This window comes from Actinacidiphila sp. bgisy144, from assembly GCF_057708105.1.
Genome location: NZ_JBYIRM010000083.1, coordinates 1 through 3439 on the forward strand (window position 1 = coordinate 1; position 3439 = coordinate 3439).

Here is a 3439-nt window from a genome sequence, read left to right on the forward strand (position 1 = left end):
GGTCCACGGCACCGTCCTGTTGCCGGGGACGGCGTTCGTGGACCTGGCCGTCCACGCCGGCGATCTGGCGGGGTGCGGTGTCCTGGAGGAGTTGACGCTCCAGGAGCCTCTGGTCCTGCCGGAACATGGCGGCGTGCAGGTCCAGGTCCACGTGGGCGACAGCGATGGCGACAGCGGCCGGCGAACCGTAACGGTCTCTTCCCGTGAGGGGGAGGGCGAATGGGTGCGGAACGCCGTCGGTGTGTTGGCCCCGGCCGATGGCGAGCCGGTCCCCGCGCCACTGTCCGTGTGGCCGCCGGCGGGTGCGGTGTCGGTTCCGGTTGACGACGCCTACGAGAGGCTGGCTCGGCAGGGTTACGGTTACGGTCCGGCGTTCCAGGGGATGCGCCAGGCATGGCGTGCCGGGGACACCGTCTACGCCGAGGCGGAGCTGCCTGAGGCCGTCGAAGATGACGTTGCCGGGTTCGGCCTGCACCCTGCCCTCCTCGATGCCGCGCTGCACGCCCTCATCACTGCCAGCAGTTCCAGCAGTGGCAGCGACAACGGTGGGGCGACGGGGTTGCCGTTCGCGTGGTCGGGGGTGCGTTTGCTGGCGGGCGGTGCCCGCCACCTGCGGGTGGTGCTGACACCCGGGTCCGGTGGGGTCTCGGTCACCGCGTTCGACGCTGTTGGTGAACCCGTTCTGCAAGCACGATCGTTGGTGCTCCGGGAGGTTGCACCAGGGCAACTGGGCGGGTCGGGTCGGGCGGCCAGGCAGTCGTTGTTCACAGTGGACTGGGTCCCACTGATGGTGCCGCAGACCCCTGACACCGTCGCGGTGCAGTGGGTGCGGCATGGCGAGTCGGTCGGGTCCGAGCTGGCGCCGGTGGTGGTCGCCCCGGCGCCGACCACCCCGTTCGGGATGTCGGAGCCGCAGGCGGCCCACCAGGCTGCTGTGACGGTGTTGGGTTGGGTGCAGCAGTGGCTGGCCGATCCCGAGACGGACAACGCGCGGTTGGTGGTCTGGACCCAGGGCGCAGCCACCGGGCAGGACCTGGCCGGTGCCGCGGTCGTGGGCCTGGTGCGTTCGGCGCAGTCGGAGCACCCGGGGCGTGTGCTGCTGGTCGACGTCGACCCGGCCACCGACCTGGACCCGACCCGGGACGCTGACGTGGACACCGTCATGGCCCTGGCACTGGGTGCTGACGAGCCGGAGATCCGCATCAGTCCCGCAGCCGACGGCGGCAGCGGTGTGGCGGTGTTCGGGCGTCGGCTGGCCCGGGGCGTGACGAAGGAGCCCGGAGCCGCGCCCGCCGAGTGGGACCCGCAGGGCACCGTGCTGGTCACGGGTGGGACGGGGACGTTGGGTGGGGAGTTGGCCCGGCACTTGGTCACCGTGCGTGGCATACGGCATCTGGTGTTGTTGTCGCGACGCGGCCCGGCCGCACCGGGCGCGGCGCGTCTGGTCGCGGAGTTGGCTGAGCTGGGCGCGGACGTCCGGGTGGAGGCCGGCGATGCCGCCGACCGTGACGCCCTCGCCACGGTCCTGGCCAAGATCGCAGTCGACCGGCCGCTGACGGCGGTGCTGCACGCAGCCGGCGTGATCGACGACGGCACCGTGGAGTCGTTGACACCGCAGCGGATGGCACCGGTGCTGTCGGCGAAGGTTGACGCTGCCTGGAACCTGCACGAGCTGACCGAGGACATGGGACTGGCCGGGTTCGTGCTGTACTCCTCGGCCGCAGCCATCCTGGGCAATCCGGGGCAAGGTAGCTATGCCGCGGCGAACGCGTTCCTGGACGCCCTGGCCGTCTATCGCCAGGAACGTCACCTTGCCGGTCAGTCGCTGGCGTGGGGCCTGTGGGAACAGACCTCGGAGATGACCGAGCAACTGGAGGGTGCGGGCCTGTCCCGTCTGCGCCGCGGCGGCATCGAGCCGATGTCGACCGTCCAGGGTCTGGCCCTGTTCGACGCCGCGGTCGCGTGGGACGTGCCGTTGGTGGTGCCGGCCCGTTTGGACTTGGCCGCGCTGTCTCGTCCGGGTGTTTCGCCTTCACCGTTGTTGAGTGGTCTGACGGCGGGTGCCCCGGGTCGTCCTGTCGCTGCCGCGGCAGCCGCGGGTGGAGGCGGGCTAGCCGCGCGGCTGGCCGAACTCGGCCCGGCCGATCGTGAGGAGGAGGTCCTGCGGGTCGTCCGGACCGCTACGGCGGTGGTGCTGGGTCATGCCAGCCCGGCGGAGCTCGACCCTCAGCGGGCGTTCCGCGACATGGGGATCGATTCGCTGACCGCACTGGAGCTGCGCAACCGGCTCGCCACCGAGACCGGCCTCACTCTTCCCGCGACTCTCGTCTTTGACCATCCGACACCGGTTGAGCTCGCCCGTCACCTGCGGCCGGGAATATTTGCCGATGGCGAAAAAGGAATGGCGACAATGATCGGCGAGCTCAACCAGGTCGAATCCAATCTTCTGAAGATGGCGGGAAGCTGTGAGAAGCCCGACGATATTACGAGAATCCTGCGCGGAATGCTGTCGAGATGGGTAGAGGTGCAGGGAGATTCTCGGTCGGAATCCGATGAGTCCTCCACGTTTGATTCGGCGACTCCCGATGAGGTATTTGACTTCCTTGACAAAGAATTCAGATTCCATGAGTCGCCATCAGATGAAAACTGATTGCCGAATCGACGAGGGGGTCCATTGATGGAAAGCCAGGAAAAACTTTTCGACTATCTGAAGAAGACGTCGGCCGAGCTCGTCCAGACGCGCAATCGCCTGCGAAAGCTGGAGGAACGCGAGCAGGAGCCGGTGGCAATCGTGGGGATGGGTTGTCGGTTCCCGGGTGGGGTGGAGGATCCGGAGGGTTTCTGGCGGTTGGTTGCCGGGGGGACCGATGCGATGTCGGGGTTCCCTGGCGACCGTGGTTGGGATCTGGAGGGTTCGGGTGTCTTCGATCCCGATGATGGGAGTCAGGATTACGCCCGGGTGGGCGGGTTCGTAGGTGATGCGGGCGATTTCGATGCGGAGTTCTTCGGGATCAGTCCGCGTGAGGCGTTGGGGATGGACCCGCAGCAGCGGCTGCTCTTGGAGACGTGCTGGGAGGCGTTGGAGGACGCGGGGATTGCTCCGGGTTCGCTGAAGGGGACCGACACAGGCGTCTACGCCGGAATCGCCGCCTCGGGGTATCGGGCCGGGGAGCAGGACGACGGGAATGGGTACGCGAGGACGGGTACGACGGCGAGTGTGGCGTCGGGTCGGGTGGCGTACTGCCTCGGATTGCAGGGTCCTGCGGTTTCGATCGATACGGCGTGTTCGTCGTCGTTGACGGCGATTCACCTGGCGGCGCAGGCGTTGCGGTCGGGTGAGTGCTCGCTGGCGTTGGCCGGCGGGGTTACGGTGATGGCTGCTTTGGGAGTGTTCGCTGAGTTTGCGCGGCAGCGGGGGTTGGCTGCTGATGGGCGGTGC

General features: G+C 68.3%; 2 protein-coding genes. Both read left to right on the plus strand.

Features of this window, described 5'->3' with window-relative positions:
• Positions 1-2650, plus strand: a 2650-nt coding sequence (locus AC3EVP_RS36735; protein WP_435138091.1) for a type I polyketide synthase, incomplete at its 5' end; no start/stop codon positions are given.
• A gap of 27 nt (positions 2651-2677) precedes the next feature.
• On the plus strand, positions 2678-3439 hold a 762-nt coding region (locus tag AC3EVP_RS36740; RefSeq protein ID WP_435138094.1), incomplete at its 3' end, for a beta-ketoacyl synthase N-terminal-like domain-containing protein.